The 17,953-nt window shown below is 32.6% G+C and carries 13 protein-coding genes and 1 pseudogene; 11 read left to right on the top strand and 3 right to left on the bottom strand.

The features are described 5' to 3' along the window. Positions 1-69: 69 nt before the first annotated feature. On the bottom strand, positions 70-1,128 hold the full coding sequence (locus tag AC2TDS_RS04090) for an endonuclease (RefSeq protein ID WP_484737850.1): 1,059 nt from the start codon (positions 1,126-1,128) through the stop codon (positions 70-72). Between the two features lie 26 nt (positions 1,129-1,154). After that, positions 1,155-2,366: an RsmB/NOP family class I SAM-dependent RNA methyltransferase gene (locus AC2TDS_RS04085; RefSeq protein ID WP_484737849.1), complete on the bottom strand. Its 1,212-nt coding sequence runs from the start codon at positions 2,364-2,366 to the stop codon at positions 1,155-1,157. Between the two features lie 430 nt (positions 2,367-2,796). On the opposite strand from AC2TDS_RS04085, the gene recG reads away from it, so the two are divergent. Together recG and AC2TDS_RS04075 are read left to right on the top strand one after the other, a co-directional pair. Further along, a complete protein-coding gene (gene recG, locus AC2TDS_RS04080) occupies positions 2,797-4,914 on the top strand; it encodes an ATP-dependent DNA helicase RecG (protein WP_484737848.1) in 2,118 nt (705 codons plus the stop codon). Positions 4,915-5,789: 875 nt separating this feature from the next. Beyond that, complete coding sequence (locus AC2TDS_RS04075; protein ID WP_484737847.1) at positions 5,790-6,749, top strand: hypothetical protein; 960 nt, start codon at positions 5,790-5,792, stop codon at positions 6,747-6,749. A gap of 1,214 nt (positions 6,750-7,963) precedes the next feature. On the opposite strand, the gene AC2TDS_RS04070 is transcribed toward AC2TDS_RS04075, so the two are convergent. Beyond that, positions 7,964-10,432 (bottom strand): TonB-dependent receptor, encoded by a 2,469-nt coding sequence (locus AC2TDS_RS04070; RefSeq protein WP_484737846.1) that lies wholly within the window; start codon positions 10,430-10,432, stop codon positions 7,964-7,966. A gap of 695 nt (positions 10,433-11,127) precedes the next feature. Here AC2TDS_RS04070 and AC2TDS_RS04065 point away from each other — a divergent pair. The 9 genes and pseudogenes from AC2TDS_RS04065 to AC2TDS_RS04025 all read left to right on the top strand — a co-directional run bounded on the left by AC2TDS_RS04065 (position 11,128) and on the right by AC2TDS_RS04025 (position 17,951). Next, positions 11,128-11,307 (top strand): hypothetical protein, encoded by a 180-nt coding sequence (locus AC2TDS_RS04065; RefSeq protein ID WP_484737845.1) that lies wholly within the window; start codon positions 11,128-11,130, stop codon positions 11,305-11,307. Further along, the gene (locus AC2TDS_RS04060; RefSeq protein WP_484737844.1) at positions 11,304-11,798 is read left to right on the top strand and encodes a hypothetical protein; all 495 of its coding nucleotides are present in this window, start codon (positions 11,304-11,306) and stop codon (positions 11,796-11,798) included. Before AC2TDS_RS04065 ends, AC2TDS_RS04060 begins: the two co-directional genes overlap by 4 nt. A gap of 148 nt (positions 11,799-11,946) precedes the next feature. Next, positions 11,947-12,444, top strand: a complete 498-nt coding sequence (locus AC2TDS_RS04055; RefSeq protein ID WP_484737843.1) for a hypothetical protein — start codon at positions 11,947-11,949, stop codon at positions 12,442-12,444. Positions 12,445-12,711: 267 nt separating this feature from the next. Continuing rightward, on the top strand, positions 12,712-13,893 hold the full coding sequence (locus AC2TDS_RS04050; RefSeq protein WP_484737842.1) for an RHS repeat-associated core domain-containing protein: 1,182 nt from the start codon (positions 12,712-12,714) through the stop codon (positions 13,891-13,893). 10 nt (positions 13,894-13,903) lie between these two features. After that, positions 13,904-14,632, top strand: a complete 729-nt coding sequence (locus AC2TDS_RS04045; protein ID WP_484737841.1) for a hypothetical protein — start codon at positions 13,904-13,906, stop codon at positions 14,630-14,632. Positions 14,633-14,767: 135 nt separating this feature from the next. Continuing rightward, entirely contained in the window at positions 14,768-15,631 is an 864-nt protein-coding gene (locus AC2TDS_RS04040) for an RHS repeat domain-containing protein (protein ID WP_484737840.1), read from the top strand. A gap of 196 nt (positions 15,632-15,827) precedes the next feature. Further along, positions 15,828-16,334, top strand: a complete 507-nt coding sequence (locus tag AC2TDS_RS04035; RefSeq protein WP_484737829.1) for a hypothetical protein — start codon at positions 15,828-15,830, stop codon at positions 16,332-16,334. Positions 16,335-16,906: 572 nt separating this feature from the next. After that, a pseudogene (locus tag AC2TDS_RS04030) lies at positions 16,907-17,239 on the top strand (transposase); the annotation flags it as partial. Next, on the top strand, positions 17,232-17,951 hold the full coding sequence (locus tag AC2TDS_RS04025; RefSeq protein WP_484737839.1) for a hypothetical protein: 720 nt from the start codon (positions 17,232-17,234) through the stop codon (positions 17,949-17,951). The pseudogene AC2TDS_RS04030 and the gene AC2TDS_RS04025, both read left to right, overlap by 8 nt. Positions 17,952-17,953: the final 2 nt, after the last annotated feature.

Below are 17,953 nucleotides of genomic sequence, written 5' to 3'. Positions count from 1 at the left end.
AATGACTGTGTAACTTTATCTAAGAATCGGTATTAACTATACGCAAAGTAGTAAAGTTTTTTTTAGCATCTACAGAACAACAATTTTTTTCGTAATACTAACCGCATCGTTCGATAATTTTAGCAAGTAAATCCCTCTTTCAAGAGCATCGATGGTGTAAAGCCCACTGTTTGATGTTGGATTTGTCGTAGCGTATACTTTTTCACCTAAAATTGAATATAGACTAATAGTGTTAATAGCGATGTTGCTAGGCGCTTTTACAAATACTTTTTTAATGGTAGATGGATTTGGATAAATTTTTGCGCTAGTTAGTACGTTTTCGTGAATACTTGCTGTAGCCCATCTATTTTCGGCTTCGGCACCACCCCAAATTTTTGTCGCTAAATAAGGGTTATCTATAAAAGGATTTCTATTACCCTGAGCATTGGAGTTTGACGAATTTTCATGGTATGTATTTCTGTTATCTTCTACCTCTGAAACAGGATCATCTGCATTCCATTGCAAAAATAGATCGATCATGTCAACATCATTAGTAACAGCAGTTCCAATCCCTACATTTATAGGTAAACACTGACTTCCGTATCGTAAATACATGTACATGATCATACGAGCTACATCACCTTTCCATTCATCTCCAGGATACCAGCCATTGGTAACATCACCAGAGTTTCCCGAACCCGATGCAAATTTTTTGTTGCTTCGTTGGGCGTTATAACTAACATCACAGGGTCTTAGGTGATGTGCGTCGGCTCCAGGGCCTGAGGTTCCTAAATTAGGATTTCCTAAACTTTTAGGAAAAACATGTTCGCGATTCCATTCACCACTATTTCCTCCATTATTGTTTATTCCTCTAGTTTTAGCCGTGGTGCCAGAACTACTATATCCATAAATTAGCAGTATCTCAGAACTGTTGTCAGGATTCACATCGGTTGCTTTACAAGCTTCCCAAACACCTGGAGTGTATGAGAGAGTTCTAGTATGGGTATTGGATATTTTAACTGCTAATTCATCTTTTAAAGCTATGCCAGTTTTAGACAAATCAACATCGTTATAATAGCTTTGTTGAGCTATTATACTAATACTAATACTAAAAGTAAAAATAAATAAGTAGCGTAACTTTTTGGTCATAGTAGAAAGATTTTTATTAGGAGTTATTATTTTTTCTCTAATAAGGCCATATAAAATCCATCAAAACCCGATTTATGAGCTAAAACTTTATTATCTTTTACTAAGGCGAACTCATTTCCAGCTTCTGAGGATAAAAAGGTATTAATTTGTTCTTGATTTTCTGAGGGTAACACGGAACAGGTTGCATAAACCAGCTTTCCGCCAGATTTTACCATTTTAGAATATTGTTGAAGAACCTCTTGTTGTGTTTCTTTAATTCTATCTAAAAACTCAGGTTGTAATTTCCATTTACTATCGGGGTTTCTACGGATAACGCCTAAGCCAGAACAAGGAGCATCAATCAGCACTCTATCTGCTTTGTTATGGAGTTTTTTAATCACTTTTGTTGAATCGATTACCCGATTATCGACATTATGTACACCATTTCTACGGGCGCGAACCTTTAACTTTTTCAACTTACTTTCGTAAATATCCATAGCAATAATTTGCCCTTTATTTTGCATTAAAGAGGCCAAATGCAATGTTTTCCCTCCAGCGCCAGCACAAGTATCAACAACCTTCATTCCTGGTTCAACATCTAAATATGCAGCTACTAATTGAGAAGAAGCGTCTTGTACTTCAAAATATCCTTTCTTAAAAGCGTCTGTTTTAAAAACATTAGCGCGTTCTACCAGTTTCAAAGCATCGTCATAGCCTCTTATGAATTCGGTTTCAATACCTTCGGTTGCTAAAATTCCCTGTAACTTTTCTTTGGTAATATTTAAGGTATTTGTTCTTAAAATTACATCTGCTTGTTTATTAAGAGCAGCAATTTCTTTGGTCCAAACATCTTCTCCTAACTCTTGCAAACCTATTTCGTCAATCCAATCAGGTATAGACTCTCTAAATTTTCTAATTCTTGAAAGCTCGTCAAATCGCCCTTTTATACGTCTGTTAGGAGTTGGTTCAATCTGGTTCCAATCAGGTAGTTGAATCCCTTTTAGTACACACCAAACAGCAAACATACGCCATAAATCTGGACGAGAAAACGGGACTTTTACATTTGCGATTTCAGTATATAAACGTTTCCAACGTACAATATCATAAATAGTTTCGGCAACAAACTTTCTATCACGAGCTCCCCAACGTTTGTCTCTTTTTAGGGCTTGCTCAACAGCTTTATCGGCATACATATCCTCATTAAAAACATCACGTAAGCTGTCAATAACCGCGTAAACCAAATTTCTATGTAATCTCATTTAATCAATTTAAGTTTGCAAATATAGCTGAATTTAGTGGTTTTTTGTATTTTCGTTAGGAGTAAAAAAAAATGCTAATACATCTATTGATGAAGTTGTTAATGTTAATATTGTTCTTAGGTTTAAGGAGTACTATAAACACAATAGCTACAAAAAATCATATAAAAACATCAAAGGAGTTTGTAAACATCGAAAAAGTATCTTTATTTCGCAATGCTAGCGCTGTAGTAGGAGAGTCTACTTCAATAGTAGTATCAGAAGGATATTGCTTTATAAAACAGCGTTGTTTTACTTACTAATTGTAGAAAAAGGATGAAAGGTTAAATGAAAACATCAATAGTAGAAGTTTACCATGGCAGTCAAAGATGTTTGACAAAGAAAATAGAAGAGTTTAATAGACATAGATAAAGAATAGCGTAAGGATAAATTTATGAACTTAAATCATCCAGTAACATATATAAAAGGAGTTAGTGTAGCAAGAGCAGAATTGTTATATACTGAACTAGGAATAAAAACATGTAGAGACTTATTACATTTGTTTCCGTTTCGATACGTTGATAAAACGCAGTTTTATACCATTAATCAACTGCAAAAAAACTCTTCAGAAGTTCAAATAGTAGGAAAAATAACAGCTATTAAAACCGTAAAACAAAAAAGAGGGAGCAGGTTAGTAGCCACATTTGTTGATGCAACCGGAACTATGGAATTGGTATGGTTTAAAGGTGTAAAATGGATAAAAGATACGTTAAAAACAAATGTTCCATATGTAATTTATGGGAAGCTAAACTGGTATAATAGAACCGCCAGTATGCCACATCCTGAAATGGAAACCATTGAGGCGTATAAAAGTAAGTTGCAATCAGCCATGCAACCAGTGTATCCATCAACTGAAAAACTCACAAACAAAGGAATTAGCAATAAAGTAACCCGTACAATAATTCAGCATTTATTTGAACAAATTTTTGGAGCTATTGAAGAAACGCTGCCTTCTTATATACTCGATAAACAACAACTAATTAAAAAACAAGAAGCCCTATTAAATATACATTTTCCTAAAAGTCAAGAGCTATTGGCGAAAGCACAATTTCGGTTGAAATTTGAAGAGTTGTTTTTTATTCAATTGCAGTTATTACAAAAAAAACTCATTCGAAAGGCGAAGCTACGAGGATATGTGTTTGAAAACGTAGGAGCACATTTTATCGATTTTTACAATCACTATTTACCTTTTGATTTAACGGAAGCGCAAAAACGAGTATTAAAAGAAATTCGGAAAGATGTTGGCTCTGGTGCTCATATGAATCGATTATTACAGGGTGATGTTGGATCAGGAAAAACAATTGTGGCACTGTTAACCATGCTACTGGCCATTGATAATGGATACCAAGCAACTATTATGGCGCCTACAGAAATTTTAGCGATACAGCACTATAACGGCATTGTTGAATTGTTAGAAAAAACAGAAATACAAGTTGAGTTGTTAACAGGTTCAACAAAAACGAAGAAGCGACGAGAAATCCATGAAGGTTTAACAGATGGAACTTTGCATATTTTAATAGGAACCCATGCTATTTTAGAAGATAAAGTACAATTTCAAAACTTAGGGATTGCTATTATTGATGAACAGCATCGTTTTGGGGTTGCGCAACGCTCTAAACTTTGGCAAAAAGGAAGTCAAGAAAATGAAGAAGGTAAAGTACCTCCCCACATTTTGGTTATGACGGCCACACCAATTCCTAGAACCTTGGCCATGTCAGTATATGGCGATTTAGATATTTCTGTTATCGATGAACTACCACCAGGAAGAAAGGAGATAAAAACGATTCATCGATATGATAGTAATCGTTTAGGAGTTTTTAAGTTTGTCAAAGACGAGATAAACAAAGGGCGACAAGTATATATCGTTTATCCGTTAATCCAGGAATCAGAGGCAATGGATTATAAAGATTTGATGGATGGGTACGAAAGTATTTCTCGTGAATTCCCTACACCAAAATATCAAATAAGTATAGTACACGGGCAAATGAAACCTGCTGATAAAGATTACGAAATGGAACGTTTTGTTAAGGGAGAAACACAAATTATGGTAGCAACAACAGTTATTGAAGTTGGGGTGAATGTGCCCAATGCTTCGGTAATGGTTATTGAAAGCGCAGAGCGATTTGGTTTAAGCCAATTACATCAGTTGCGCGGTAGAGTAGGGAGAGGAGCTGAGCAAAGTTATTGTATTTTATTGTCGAGTTACAAATTGTCTTCTGACGGAAAAACAAGGTTGCAAACCATGGTAGAAACTACGGATGGATTTAAAATAGCAGAGGTTGATTTAAAACTTCGTGGACCCGGAAATATTATGGGAACGCAACAAAGTGGTGTTTTAAACCTTAAGATAGCCGATGTGGTGAAAGATGCTACAATACTGCACCAAGCGCGTCAGGTGGCCATTGCTATTTTACAGGAAGACCCTAGCTTGTCTACAACCAAAAACGCTAGCTTACGCAAAGTATACACGCAGCTTCAAAAGAAAACGGGGATATGGAGCAATATAAGTTAACTCTTAATGCTACATAAAACTTCGAAACACTGCGGATTTAACTTTGTGTTTTTATTTATAGTAAGGTATGTATCCGTAATGAGTTGATAGTGATATTGATAAAGCCTCAGGATTTGATGCGCTGTGATAAAGAAGATAAGAAGTATTAAGAAAATACTTCTTATCACAAACAAACTAAACATTGAAAAATGAAATTCAAGTTTCAAAATTGCAGGATAAAGGTACTTTATGAAACTGTTGATTCATAGAAAGTTAGTTGAAAGGTATAGATGTGTAGCTATAAGACGTAAATATGTTTCTAAAATGTAGTATTTACATTGAATATGAAAAAATAGTATATACCGTATCTTATAAAATCACTGCATAATTTGCTTATCGTTATGCTTGTGCTTTATACCGATTGGAATTTGAAATTACCCTTTAATTTCTTTTTACTCATTAAAAGATTTTTTTAGCCTCTTTTTGTTCTTTCCTGATGCATCTTTAAATTTAATATATTACGAACTTAGGATGGTATTAAAGGACTACTAGGATAAAAATAACTCTCGTAATTAGTAGTTATTTTTATTCTAAAAATCAGTAAAGCTTTAATGCGTGCTTATGGGTTAATAATACTCGTAAAAGCTTGAGTAAAATTATGATATATAGTGGTTTATGGATGTGGCTGGAGGGGACTTTAACATAAAATCTGCGGTGTATCCAAAAAAATGCCGTAATATGCAGTTGTTCCTTGTAAAACAGTGATTTGTATACCTTAAGGATGCTTGCATTCTATATCTAAACATACTTTACCTTAAAACAGGTAGAGGTTCGCTTATTTTGTTGTTTAGTTCAACTGGTGTTCTCAGTATATTCTCACACAAATATCAATTCCAATGAAAATAATAGTACACAAAGTATTCTTAATTTTGATTTCTATTCTTCTTATTAACTGTAAAAAAGATCAATGTAGTCTTGAACAAGTTGTTGTTCCCGATTGTAATTATCAACAAGACTCAGACATTCCTGTTAGTTTAGCAAGCGATGCATCATTAGATTTGTTACATTCTGAAGCTACTACTTATGTCAATTGTTTTTACATCGATAAAGAATGGGGAGAAAATGTCGAAATAAATACAAGTGTTCTTGATTTCGATATGATAAATGAGGAGGAAAGCGAGTTTATAAAATTCCAACACTTTCTTATATCAACGAATTTTCTGGGTTTTTATCAAAGAGGTTTTTATGTTGCCAAAGGGCAGAACACCGCTAATTTCATGATTTTTTCGTACTATAGCTTCTACGGTGAAGAACTATATACCAAAGCTTTAAATGAAATGGGACGTGAAGCCTGTGTATGGATATTAGCGCATGGTATACATCACGGTTATAGTGATAGAAGAATCTTTGACGATCATCCCTATCAAGAAATTTATAGACGTCTAGAATTTGAAGCAGATGGATTTACAGGATTTTATTTTGGCAGTGGAAAATATGATATATCATGGAATAAATCAGCTTCGGTGATGAATTATGTATCCCTTTTGCGAGAAAAATCTTATTTTAATTCTACATTACCCTGTATTCGAGCAAAACACCGTGCAGCATTCCGTCTTGGATATCTATTTGGAGAATTTTATGACATCAAGCCTTTTAATTATGTTTACTTTGGTGTTTCTACGCCATACTTTTCATATTACTTTGAAAACTATGTGCTTGTAGAAGATCTTCCGGATAATATTGAAAAACCTGATGGTTTCGATGCCGAAGTTCATGAGTTTATTATATCGAAAATTCAAGAGTTACGTGATATAAGCACTGGTGTTATCTCTGCAGAAGAGTATGAAACACTATAATTCAATTTTTATATTCTTTTTAAAATATCATTAACTAATAAAGTGTGTGTAACAAAGAAATCCTCAAATCTTGAGGATTTCTTTGCAATATTACTTAAGCATTCCATAGTACTCTCGCTAGTGTTGTATACCTCGAACGAATACATAAAATTCAACGTTAAAATAGTATCACCTATCGATCTGAATTTGCCTCAACAATTATAGTCTCCAAATTAACATTAGAAATAGTATTGTTAGCTGGCAAAACCGTCTACTTCATTTTCAATGTATGGCTGTGAAGTCAAGATCTTATTGTAATTATTGATTTTGATACATACCATCTATAGACTGCGCTCGAGAAAGGATTATGATTTTTTCATGTGTTTAGATAGAATTTCCATGTTTTTGGAATGAACAAACGCGAGATTTGTTTGGATCATTAGAGGGCGAAAAAAAAGTATTCCCCCAGTGGAATACTTTTTTTACAAACAAACTATAAAATTATAAAAAAAATTAAGTATAAAAACTTTTAAATTTTATACTAAAATACTAGAAGAGTTAAAAGGTTTTGTAGCAATTAGTTGAAAGCAATATTAGTATAGACGAATGGTACTAAATGACGGTATGGACTACTTAATAAATTTGGTAGTGTTATTTAAGTCGCATTTTTAGAGGTAATCATTGTAATTTCTAGGCCTCTATCAGTAGGAGTTTTAAACCCTATTGCTCAGTATATCCTTTTATAGTTGTAGTATTGTATGTACTCTTGAATAGTTTTAAAGTCTTGTAAAGATGTTTTAATTCGATATCTATGAGTATATTCAATTCATATTTAAGTGTTTTAAAGAACTAAAAACCGATAAGCCTTAACCGATAATTGTAAAACTGACAACTGGCAATTCACGGTTAATACGCCCGCATCATTGGGAATGAAATGAAGCAATCTTATTAATTCTAACGCTCAATAGAAAGGGGAAAAAGGACGTTTTATTACGGTAAATTCAAATGGATGACATTACATCAATTTGAAACGATACATGATATAAAAAGAAATAAGAAGCAATCCCCCCGGAAATACTTCTTATTAAGTTGATAAACAATTAAAAACTATATTTTTAAGCTTTAAGGTAAAAATAAGATCAATTTAAGCTAAACTCTTCAAAGAATAGACAAAGCACCAATCCCTATCGATGGTGGGTAGGTAAATGAAGATACCTCTCAAAAACTATGAAAGATTACCCTCCAAACTCTTCACCTCCGTCGTTATTCTCTCTTCGTTGAGATTGACGTTTTTTCTTTTGATTAAATCGATAGGTAAAACTTAATGATATTTGACGTTCTCTCCATTGAAAAGCCCCCTCTGATATAGAACTAGGGTTTTCTCTTCCTCCATAATATGTAGTATTTTCTCTTTTACGAGAATTAAATAGATCGCTTACATTGAGCACCAAAGAAGCTTTCTCTTTAAAAATATCTTTACTAAATGATAAATTCGTCACAAACATCCCCTTTCTATTCGATTGAGCTGTTTCTTGCGGACCTCGGTACATAATGCGAGTTTGCCATTGAATTTGACCAGGTAACGTAACCCGAGCATTAAAACGAGTAAACCAACTACTATTATTAACTTCAGCTAAATTGGTTGTTATTTCATCGCCATTAGCAGCGGTATATACATAAGAAAAGGCTTCTGTATTAAACTTAAAATAATTAAAAGTTGCCGACAATCGCATCCATTTTGCAGGATTATAATTTGTGGTTACTTCAAAACCATAACGATTTTCATCATTTAAATTGGTGGGTTGACGAACAAAAACATTCGTAGCAATACCATTAATTTCTCGCTCTTCAATAATAGAAACAGATTGAATAATATCAGTAGAATATTGATAATACAAAGAAGAATTTAAGGTCAACTTACTAATTTTTGTAGTGTAACCTAAATCAAAAGAGTTGGTAAAGGTAGGGTTAATATCAGGATTCCCTCTAAATACATTGGTAGCTGAACTTCTTGACTCAAAAGGGTTTAAAAACCAATGTCTTGGCCTTCTCAATCTTCTGCTATATCCTAAAGTAAGATTATCTGTTTCATTTAATTCATACCCTAAATTTACAGTAGGAAACCATTCGGTGTAATTTTTGTCTGAAAATTGATCGGTTGTTAAAACACGTAAATCGATATCTGTAATCTCAGTTCTAAGTCCTAGCAAATAAGAAAAACTATTAATTTTACTACCATATTGAGCATAAAAAGCATAAATATTTTGCTTAAAGTCAATAGCATTTGATGGATCAAAAGGAAGTGGGTTTCCATTACCATCACGCACCCTAAAGTCAGAATGCAGATCTTGCAGCATGGTTTTGTGTCCCATTTCAAACTGATTATCCTCACCAATAGGCAACACATAGTCAATCTGAAAAAGCTGATCTCTAGAACTTGTTATTTGCGAATTCTGTTCAGTAAGGAGATCATTCACTGTAATTGGTGAAATTTCCGTTTCTTCACTATCACTATACTGATAATCAATGACTAACTTTTTTCCTTTTCCGTCAAAATTATTCGTATAATTTAAAGAATACTGTCGGTCAATATTATCCTCATTTTCATTTTCAATTCGATATTCTGTAGACGTTAACAATTGAGCCGCATCAAAGTTCGTAGTAATGTTTGTAGCCACATCTTCACCCTTTGATTTTCTATAAAAAAAACTCCCTGTGACCGAACTATTTTTAGTAATGTAATACTCAAGACCTATAGAACCATTGTAATTATTGTTTGTGCGATCAAAAGTTCGGTCTTCATTTCGGTAACTATCAATAGCACCATTCTCAAAATTTGTAAAATAACTTTGCGAATTACCTGGGCCTTTACGATACGAATAACCAAAATTTGAAAACAGATTAATTTTTTTAGTTCGGTAGTTTAAGCTCGGAGCAACTTTAAACATAGTTGGATCTCCGCCGGTTACATTCACAGAACCATTAAAACCAGCTAGTTTTCCTTTTCTAAGAATAATATTTAAAATACCCGCAGTACCCTCCGCGTCGTAACGTGCCGAAGGGGAGGTAATTACTTCTACTTTTTCAATAGCTTCAGCCGGCAAGTTTCTTAATGCATCTGTACCATTGAGGCCTACTAAAGCAGAAGGTTTTCCATCAATTAAAATGCGAACATTTTCATTTCCTCTAAGGCTAACAGCTCCTTCTGCATCTACATTCACTGAAGGAACATTGTCCAATACATCACTGGCATTTCCTCCTTTGAGGGTCATATCTTTACCCACATTATATATTTTTTTATCGAGACGTATTTCAACAGTAGATTTTTCAGCGATAATTTCAACCTCGTCAAGACTCTCCGCATCTTCACTTAGTGAAATCAAACCTAAATCCGTGTTTTTAATAAGTCGTTGACTAGCAAGATCTTTTGTTTTAAATCCGATATATTCAACCTTTATAGCATACGCTCCTCTCGGAACCGTAATTTCAAAATACCCGTTGGTATCGGTAATACCTCCAGTGATTTTTTTTCGTCTTAAATGTGTCAAAACTACCGTGGCATACTCCAAAGGCTGTTTTGTTGCGGTTTCAACAACCCTTCCTGTTAATGTAACTGTTGGTACAGAACCTTTGAAATTAGGTCTTTGAGCAAACAGAATTGTATTTAAAAGTAAAAATAATACTAATGGGATGGTGTTTTTCATTGAGATTTGATTCTAATTAAGAATTAGACCATTGGGTATAAAGATGGTTTAAAGTGGCTTTGTTAAAGCTTTGTTAAATACATTCGACTACAAAAGCTGGACGTTAAAGCGGGTTGGTATACTACTCTCTAAACATTAAAATGTTTCATTTAAACCTGAATTATACAATAGAATATCTGTTATACCGATTCTTAGTAAAATTACACAACTATTTCCTAAAAGTCATGCTTTCGTGTTACTTCTACATCGGTATTTACCATAAACAATTATGTTCGGTAAATTAACATAGTAAGGTATTACAAGATGAAGTCACTGTAAAATCAATCATTTCGTTGTACTTTTGGATTTGACTATCGTGTTGTTATGTTAAACGAGAGAAAGCACTTACTTTTATTGGACATACCTCTCTTATGACGAAGTTCTATTGTATAATTTGGGTTTAAATAGTATGTTTCCCGATAGCAGGAGATTAGCGGTAGTATTGGGTCAAAAGCATGGTTTTAGTAAAAATTACTCATATGGAAATAGATTTACCCATACAGGAAATAATACCAATATAAACATAAAGATCATTTACATATAGGACGATGAGAAAAATAGATAAATTATTGATGGTTACTTTTTTTATTAGTTTTTATTGCTCGTAATAAAAAAGTTGGTAAAAATAAAATAGATCAAAAAGAAAAGCCGAAAGTATGAGTGAAAAAGAAAGAGGAAATAGAAGTATCAGCGATTATGTTGATTTTAGAGGAGAAAGTAGAGCTGTTAATAACGCAAATATTCTTAGAAACCGAAGAAGAAAAAAACTAAGGACAAAATATAATGGTGTTACCATATTAAAAAATATAAAATCATCTGTAAAATCGCCAAAATGATGAATTTGAAATATAAAATTAAAGGAAATATTTACATACTATTACTATTAATTATTTATCCATTATATAAATCTTATGCTAGGTTATTTAGTTTTGGTATTCATAAGGGGCGAAGAGAAAATATTTACGGTCAACCAGATAGTCTTATGCGACTAATAATTTATAGCTTAATTCTTTCGATGTTATTTTTTGGTTGTGTATTGTTTTTTAAGAAAATAAAAGTTAGTATTACGCTAATAAGAGGATCCTTAATTACTATAATTATTTACCTTTTGGTTAAAATAATTGTAAGAGCTTCTTATTACATAGGATATGTGGATTTTGTAGAAGTTTTAATTGTCTTTTTGGGAGTTTTTACTTTATTTAATTTAAGAAATAAAAATATTTTTATTTTTTTTAAAAAAGAAAATTCGAGCCGTTATACTAATTGGTATTTATCAATTGGTATTTCAATATTGCTTTGCTTATTATTACTTTATGCTTATTGGTAGCCCTGGCGCGAGAATGAGAAAGTAATTGCTACCGCTCGTGTCCTTACGAGTGGCGGTTAAGAGCAAGCAACATTGCATTTTCAGAACGCTACAGAAGTTAATTCTCCTCAAACAAATAGAAGATTTAGAAACGGTAGAATAATAACAAATGAATAATAATATTAAATTTTTATTACTAATTATTTTAGCTTTATATAGCTATGCTCTTGTAGCACAAGAAGAATATAATTTTTTTGTTGTAGATACAATTAGTTTGGATAATCCTATAGTTTTTAATTTACCTAAATATGATGGGGAGTTTATAATTGAAATGCAAAAATTGAAAAAGAATAGGGATAAGAAAAAATTGATAAGGCAAGGAAGTACTTATATATATAGCAACAATTTTTATTATTTTTTAAGCAATAATAAAATTAAAATATATAACTATCCTGACGATGGAGGCTGCAGTAGTAAAAAAGAATTTGTTAGAAATATGAATTTATCGTTTGGTAAATTTATAAATAATCCTAAAAAATTTATAGTATGTTTAATTAATGCTTCTTATTACAATGAGAAGACTGCAACAGCTGATATAGGCAAGACTTATTACCATAAAAGAAATAAAGATAAGTATTATAAAATACTGTTCCCATTATGTGAATAATAAAACACCACCTTTAACGAGGTGCTATTTACGTGACGTTTTTACAAATAACTGTCCTGGCGCGCGAAAGACAAAGTAATTGCTGCTACCCAGATGCCGCGCGAATGAGCGATAAAAATTAGTGCTACCGCACTGCCTGTTCCGCTTATTGGAAAATCCTTTCGTGTGGCGAATACGAGTAAGGCAAACAATAAGTTATAAAAGCTACTTTACATTAGATGGTAAGGTAGTTTGTTGTTTAATAAAAATAATAGGAATAAAATAAAAATGGTTGCCATTACAAATGACAACCTGCGTTTTTTGTATTTTAGTAGCGCTATGAGTAGAAAATACAAATTCATTTACGAAAACCAACAGTTAAAAGAATTACCAATATATGGAGCATCCAGATTGGGAATATACAATAAAGCCACAGGAACCAGCGTTTATCAACTAACAGACCATTTAGGAAATGTCCGTGCTACAGTAGGTAAAACAGCTAGAGGAGAAGTACTAACAGCTGGCAGTAGCGCAACGGATTACTATCCCTTTGGTATGCCAATGCCAAATAGGCAAATCATTAATGGAGAACCGTATCGTTACGCCTACCAAGGACAAGAAAAAGATCCTGAAACTGGAAAGGAAGCGTTTCAATTACGCTTATGGGATGCTAGGATTGGTAGGTGGTTGACGACCGATCCTGCTGGACAATACCATTCGCCATATATGGGGATGGGGAATAATCCAATATCGAGAATAGATCCTGATGGTGGAGAAGATACCGATTATATTTACACTGATGAAAATGGTGTGACTCATACAACACATGTAAATGATGGTATTAATCAAGTGGTTGAGTTAAATTCATATAACGCATTTATGACAGCTAGTTGGTTGTCAAGAGTTTTTGATTCTTCAAATGATAATCATTTACGCATTAGAAATTCATTAAGTAGTTCAGAACATGGAAAAATTAGAAATGACTTATTTTCCACTATAGAAAATGTTATTGAAGGTCAGAGAACAGTGAGGTACAGTGAAGTAGGTGATTGTGAGGGCGCAGCGAGATCACAATGTAACAAAGCTGGTGCTTATCCTGATTGGGTAAACGGGGGCTATTATTTGATCGTTGACAACAATATACAGAAGTCATATCAAGGACGAAATTTACCGTTAAGTAGACCCTTAGCTGTGTCTACTATAAATTCAGAGTTAGAGTTAGGAGCTCCTTTGTTGACGGGGTTGTCATACCTTTATGAAGGTAAACCATCTGTTGGAGACACATACAATACAAATAAATTAGTAGGTCACTTCGTAACATTAGTAGGAAGAGGTGATGATATTAATGGAAATTATTTTATTTATTTAGACAATGTAGATGGTTTAAAACATAAATTACATTTTAATAATAATTCATATTCAAATAATGAATTTATTCTTACTGAAATTAGACCTAACCTAAGGAATTAAAATATTTATTATGATGAAGTATTGTTTAATTTTTGTTTTATTTTTCTTTTTTTCATGTGAAAAATATACTCAGGATAAAACTAAAGAAAAAGCAAAGAATACACCTTATATTGATTTAAATTTTGAGTTAATAGATAGTATTTCAATTAAAAATATAGATGTTAAAAAAGTCTATAACTTAATAAAACATAAAAACAATGAAGATAAATATTTGGATTCACTATTCGTTATAAATTATTTATGTGATGTTAGTAATATGTGTTTTGATAGGTACGACGGAACTAAGTATTTTCCATTAGGAAGAATTGATTTTAATAAATCAAGAACAATATTATTATATGAAGTATTTAGAAGTAAAAAATTCCCTAAACTTTTAGAAGAAGTTTATGCTGTAATATATAATCGATCAACTAATTCTATTGAGGATAAAGTTTTAATTTATAAAGACAGCGATATTGGTAGTTTAGGTTGCGGAGATATTGATTTTTCTATTAATAATAGTCAATTAGAGATATCAAAAAAAATCTGTAAAAAATTCCCTCCAAAAAATCAAAAGCAAGTGTTTTACAGGAACATGATATTTAAAAATTCTATTTATACTTTCGGAGAGAATAAATTTAAGTTATTAGCCGAGGAAGAATATTTTAAAATTTTTGATTCTGAAAATAACAAAATAATAGAAAATGTTAACCCGATAGCGCGGACTTGCAGTCCGTGCGCCCCGCTCGCGCCCGAATGACTAAATAACAAGTAACGGCTAGTGCTCGACTCTGTCGGGTACCGTACCAGCTAAGCCATAACAGATACACAAACAAAAAAGTAAGCTACCTTAATTATAGATAATTGAGGTAGTTTTTTGTATTTTAGTAGCGCTATGAGTAGAAAATACAAATTCATTTACGAAAACCAACAGTTAAAAGAATTACCAATATATGGAGCATCCAGATTGGGAATATACAATAAAGCCACAGGAACCAGCGTTTATCAACTAACAGACCATTTAGGAAATGTACGTGCAGTAATTGCTAAAAACGGAAGTCAAGCGATAGCAACCAGTACAACGGATTACTATCCCTTTGGGATGCCAATGCCAAACCGTCAGATAATAAATGGTGAACCTTATGGATATGCATATCAAGGACAAGAAAAAGACCTTGAAACTGGGAAGGAAGCGTTTCAATTACGTTTATGGGATGCTAGAATTGGTAGATGGTTGACTTATGATCCAAAACATGAGTTCGATAGTCCTTATCTAGGTATGGGAAATAGACCAACTGTCGCTATTGATCCAGATGGTGGTGATATTATTATATTAACTGATAGTAAGGCGGTAGCAGGAATGGGGCATGGAGCTGTTTTAATAGGAAATGAAGAAGAAGGATGGAGGTATCTTTCGATGAATGGTACGAGTGCTAATGGAGAAGGAGGTGGTAGTGCCTATGGAGATAGTGTTTACCCAGATTTGGGAAATTATAAAGTGGGTGATAATAAATATATTGTTAATGATTTCAGAGGTACGGGTATGACTGCAGAACAAGTTATGGTCGCAGTTAATAAATCAAATAAAAAGCACACGCATCATTATGATAAATATATTAGGATAACCACTAGTCAAACTGAGGATAATTTAGCATTTGATGCTGCAAGAGATCAAGCATCTCATAAAAAAATATGGGATTTGTGGTGCTTCTTGTATCGATGTACCGCAAGAGACTCTTGCCCGAGTTTTTGCACATAGAAAAGGTAAGGAGAGCTTAAATTGGTATGAAGAGACAAGATATGGCTTTGATATTCTCTTACCCAATTCGTGGAGATCTGATTTACTTACTGAACTTTTAAAATCTATGAATAAGAGTATTTTCAAATCAACAGGAAGTAGAAATGATTTTAAATATACTCAAGGTAGAATTGTTTCACCTAGACACTTTAAATAAATGAAAAAAATAATTAGAATAATTGTATTAGTATTTTCAATTAGTGTAATAGTTTACCTTATAATCGGACGTATAAATAGATATGTTGGTTGGGATGCAAGAGAACAATGGAAGTACAGACGTTCTACCTACGGAAATATAAAAGAATCCATTGAAAGAAATATAATGGTAAAAGAACTTAATTTTGGGTCTAATTTAGATAGTTTAAAATTTGATTGTTATATAGAAAAGGGGTTTACCTACAGTAAGAAAAGTATGTTTGAAACTGATACTTCTTTAAAAAGTAAATTTCCATATCAAGTTTCGTGTCCTACTGGTTTGAGAATTGGTGAAACGAGTTATATTTTGTCTATTTCTAATGCAGAATTTTTCGACTCCATTTCAAGTGAATTGTTAAGTCCACAAGTATTTCTTAAAGAGCCTAAGTTAAAGGACACATTGGTTTTTAAGATAATAGAATTTGATAAAAACAGAAAAGAGGTTGGGTATATAAAAGTATGGGAATAGTTGCCCTGTTCCCCGCTCGCGCCCGAATGACTAAATAACAAGTAACGGCTAGTGCTCGACTCTGTCGGGTACCGCACCAGTTAAGCCATAACAGATACACAAACAAAAAAGTAATAGCAGAAGCTATGATTTCTTATTATATTGAAATATAAAGGGAAAAAGGCTACAGTTTTATTACGGTAAATTCAAATGGTAAATGAGTTATACAATTATTTTACTTCCATTGTTTAACATATCGATTTAGAGAGTTTACCCCCGCTCGCGCCCGAATGAATAGATAAATGTAATGGCTAGTGCTCGACTCTGTCGGGTACCGTTTATTAGTAAGCAAAATTAGTTTAAAAACAATATAGAAACTACCTTATACCAATTCGGACATAATATAATCGTTAAAACGTATTTATTTACAACCATTTTATATCCGAATTGGTATTACATTATTTTGTGAGGTGTTTTTTTGAAGAAAGAATTAAAGAAAATGAAAGTATACTAAAGCACTCGACAGGAGTCGATCGCTAGCTTATTATTTTATTTGGAATAGCTTAAAGAAAATTTTTATATTTGGATAAGCTATGAGTAGAAAATATAAATTCCATAATAAATCAGGATTATACTTTGTGAGTTTTGCTACAGTATATTGGGTAGATGTATTTACTAGACAAATATACTTTGATGTGTTAGCAGAGAGTGTAAGTTACTGTAGAAAAGAAAAAGGAATGGAAGTGTATTGTTATTGTTTTATGCCGAGTCATGTACATTTTATATTTAGATCGAACAAAGAGTAACCAATGGAGCTATTAAGAGATTTTAAGAGGTATACAAGTAAAAAAGTTATAGAAACTATAGAAAGTAACCCACAAGAAAGTAGAAAAGAATGGTTGTTATTTAGTCATCGCAATGGGAAATAACTGGGTAAGTAGAATAGATCCTGATGGGGGTTATAGTCCTCCTACTGATTTCATAAATAAAGAGACAGGGGAGCATAAACATGTTGACGATGGAATAAATCAAATTGTCTTAGTTGAAAATTCAGATTGGTTTAATCTTTCATTATATTCAAATATGGCAGATGGAAATATAGGGTTTGGAGACAATCCGATTAAACCTAATAATTTTGGAATGTTTAGATTTCCAGAATCAGGAAAAGGATTTGCTCGTTATACAGATTGGGCAGGTAATAATAACGGAAATAATGAGAATTATACTGTTTTTGGAGGAGAAACCCATACAGGAGATAATTATATTAGTAAAAGCACATTTTTAAGTTTATATAAAACTTTTGTAGATTTTCATGATTTAACTAAAAGTGTTATGACAGGAAACGGAGGTTTTATTGTACACTATGGGGATATTTCTGCATATAATCCATCTCATAATTTAGGACATAGTACACATTATACAGGAGAATCAATAGATATTCATTATTTTACAGGAAGTGGTACAGAGCTAAGAGGGAGAGGAGCTTATTTATCGGCGGGTATACAGAAAACTAATTTATTTTTTCAAACAGCTCAAAAGCATGGTTTTAGTAAAAATTACTCTTATGGAAATCGATTTACTCATGTAGGAAATAATAATCAGTATAAGCATAAGGATCATTTACATATAGGACAATAGGA

This window comes from Tenacibaculum profundicola, assembly GCF_057220795.1.
This window is presented reverse-complemented; position numbering and strand designations above follow the sequence as displayed.

Excerpts from the sequence above, each read along its gene's own strand:
- AC2TDS_RS04055 (WP_484737843.1), top strand. The coding sequence starts at position 11,947 with ATGAATAATAATATTAAATTTTTATTACTAATTATTTTAGCTTTATAT.
- AC2TDS_RS04060 (WP_484737844.1), top strand. The coding sequence starts at position 11,304 with ATGATGAATTTGAAATATAAAATTAAAGGAAATATTTACATACTATTA.
- AC2TDS_RS04050 (WP_484737842.1), top strand. The coding sequence starts at position 12,712 with ATGGTTGCCATTACAAATGACAACCTGCGTTTTTTGTATTTTAGTAGC.
- AC2TDS_RS04025 (WP_484737839.1), top strand. The coding sequence starts at position 17,232 with ATGGGAAATAACTGGGTAAGTAGAATAGATCCTGATGGGGGTTATAGT.
- AC2TDS_RS04045 (WP_484737841.1), top strand. The coding sequence starts at position 13,904 with ATGATGAAGTATTGTTTAATTTTTGTTTTATTTTTCTTTTTTTCATGT.
- AC2TDS_RS04040 (WP_484737840.1), top strand. The coding sequence starts at position 14,768 with ATGAGTAGAAAATACAAATTCATTTACGAAAACCAACAGTTAAAAGAA.
- AC2TDS_RS04070 (WP_484737846.1), bottom strand. The coding sequence starts at position 10,432 with ATGAAAAACACCATCCCATTAGTATTATTTTTACTTTTAAATACAATT.
- AC2TDS_RS04085 (WP_484737849.1), bottom strand. The coding sequence starts at position 2,366 with ATGAGATTACATAGAAATTTGGTTTACGCGGTTATTGACAGCTTACGT.
- AC2TDS_RS04090 (WP_484737850.1), bottom strand. The coding sequence starts at position 1,128 with ATGACCAAAAAGTTACGCTACTTATTTATTTTTACTTTTAGTATTAGT.
- AC2TDS_RS04075 (WP_484737847.1), top strand. The coding sequence starts at position 5,790 with ATGAAAATAATAGTACACAAAGTATTCTTAATTTTGATTTCTATTCTT.
- AC2TDS_RS04035 (WP_484737829.1), top strand. The coding sequence starts at position 15,828 with ATGAAAAAAATAATTAGAATAATTGTATTAGTATTTTCAATTAGTGTA.
- recG (WP_484737848.1), top strand. The coding sequence starts at position 2,797 with ATGAACTTAAATCATCCAGTAACATATATAAAAGGAGTTAGTGTAGCA.
- AC2TDS_RS04065 (WP_484737845.1), top strand. The coding sequence starts at position 11,128 with ATGAGTGAAAAAGAAAGAGGAAATAGAAGTATCAGCGATTATGTTGAT.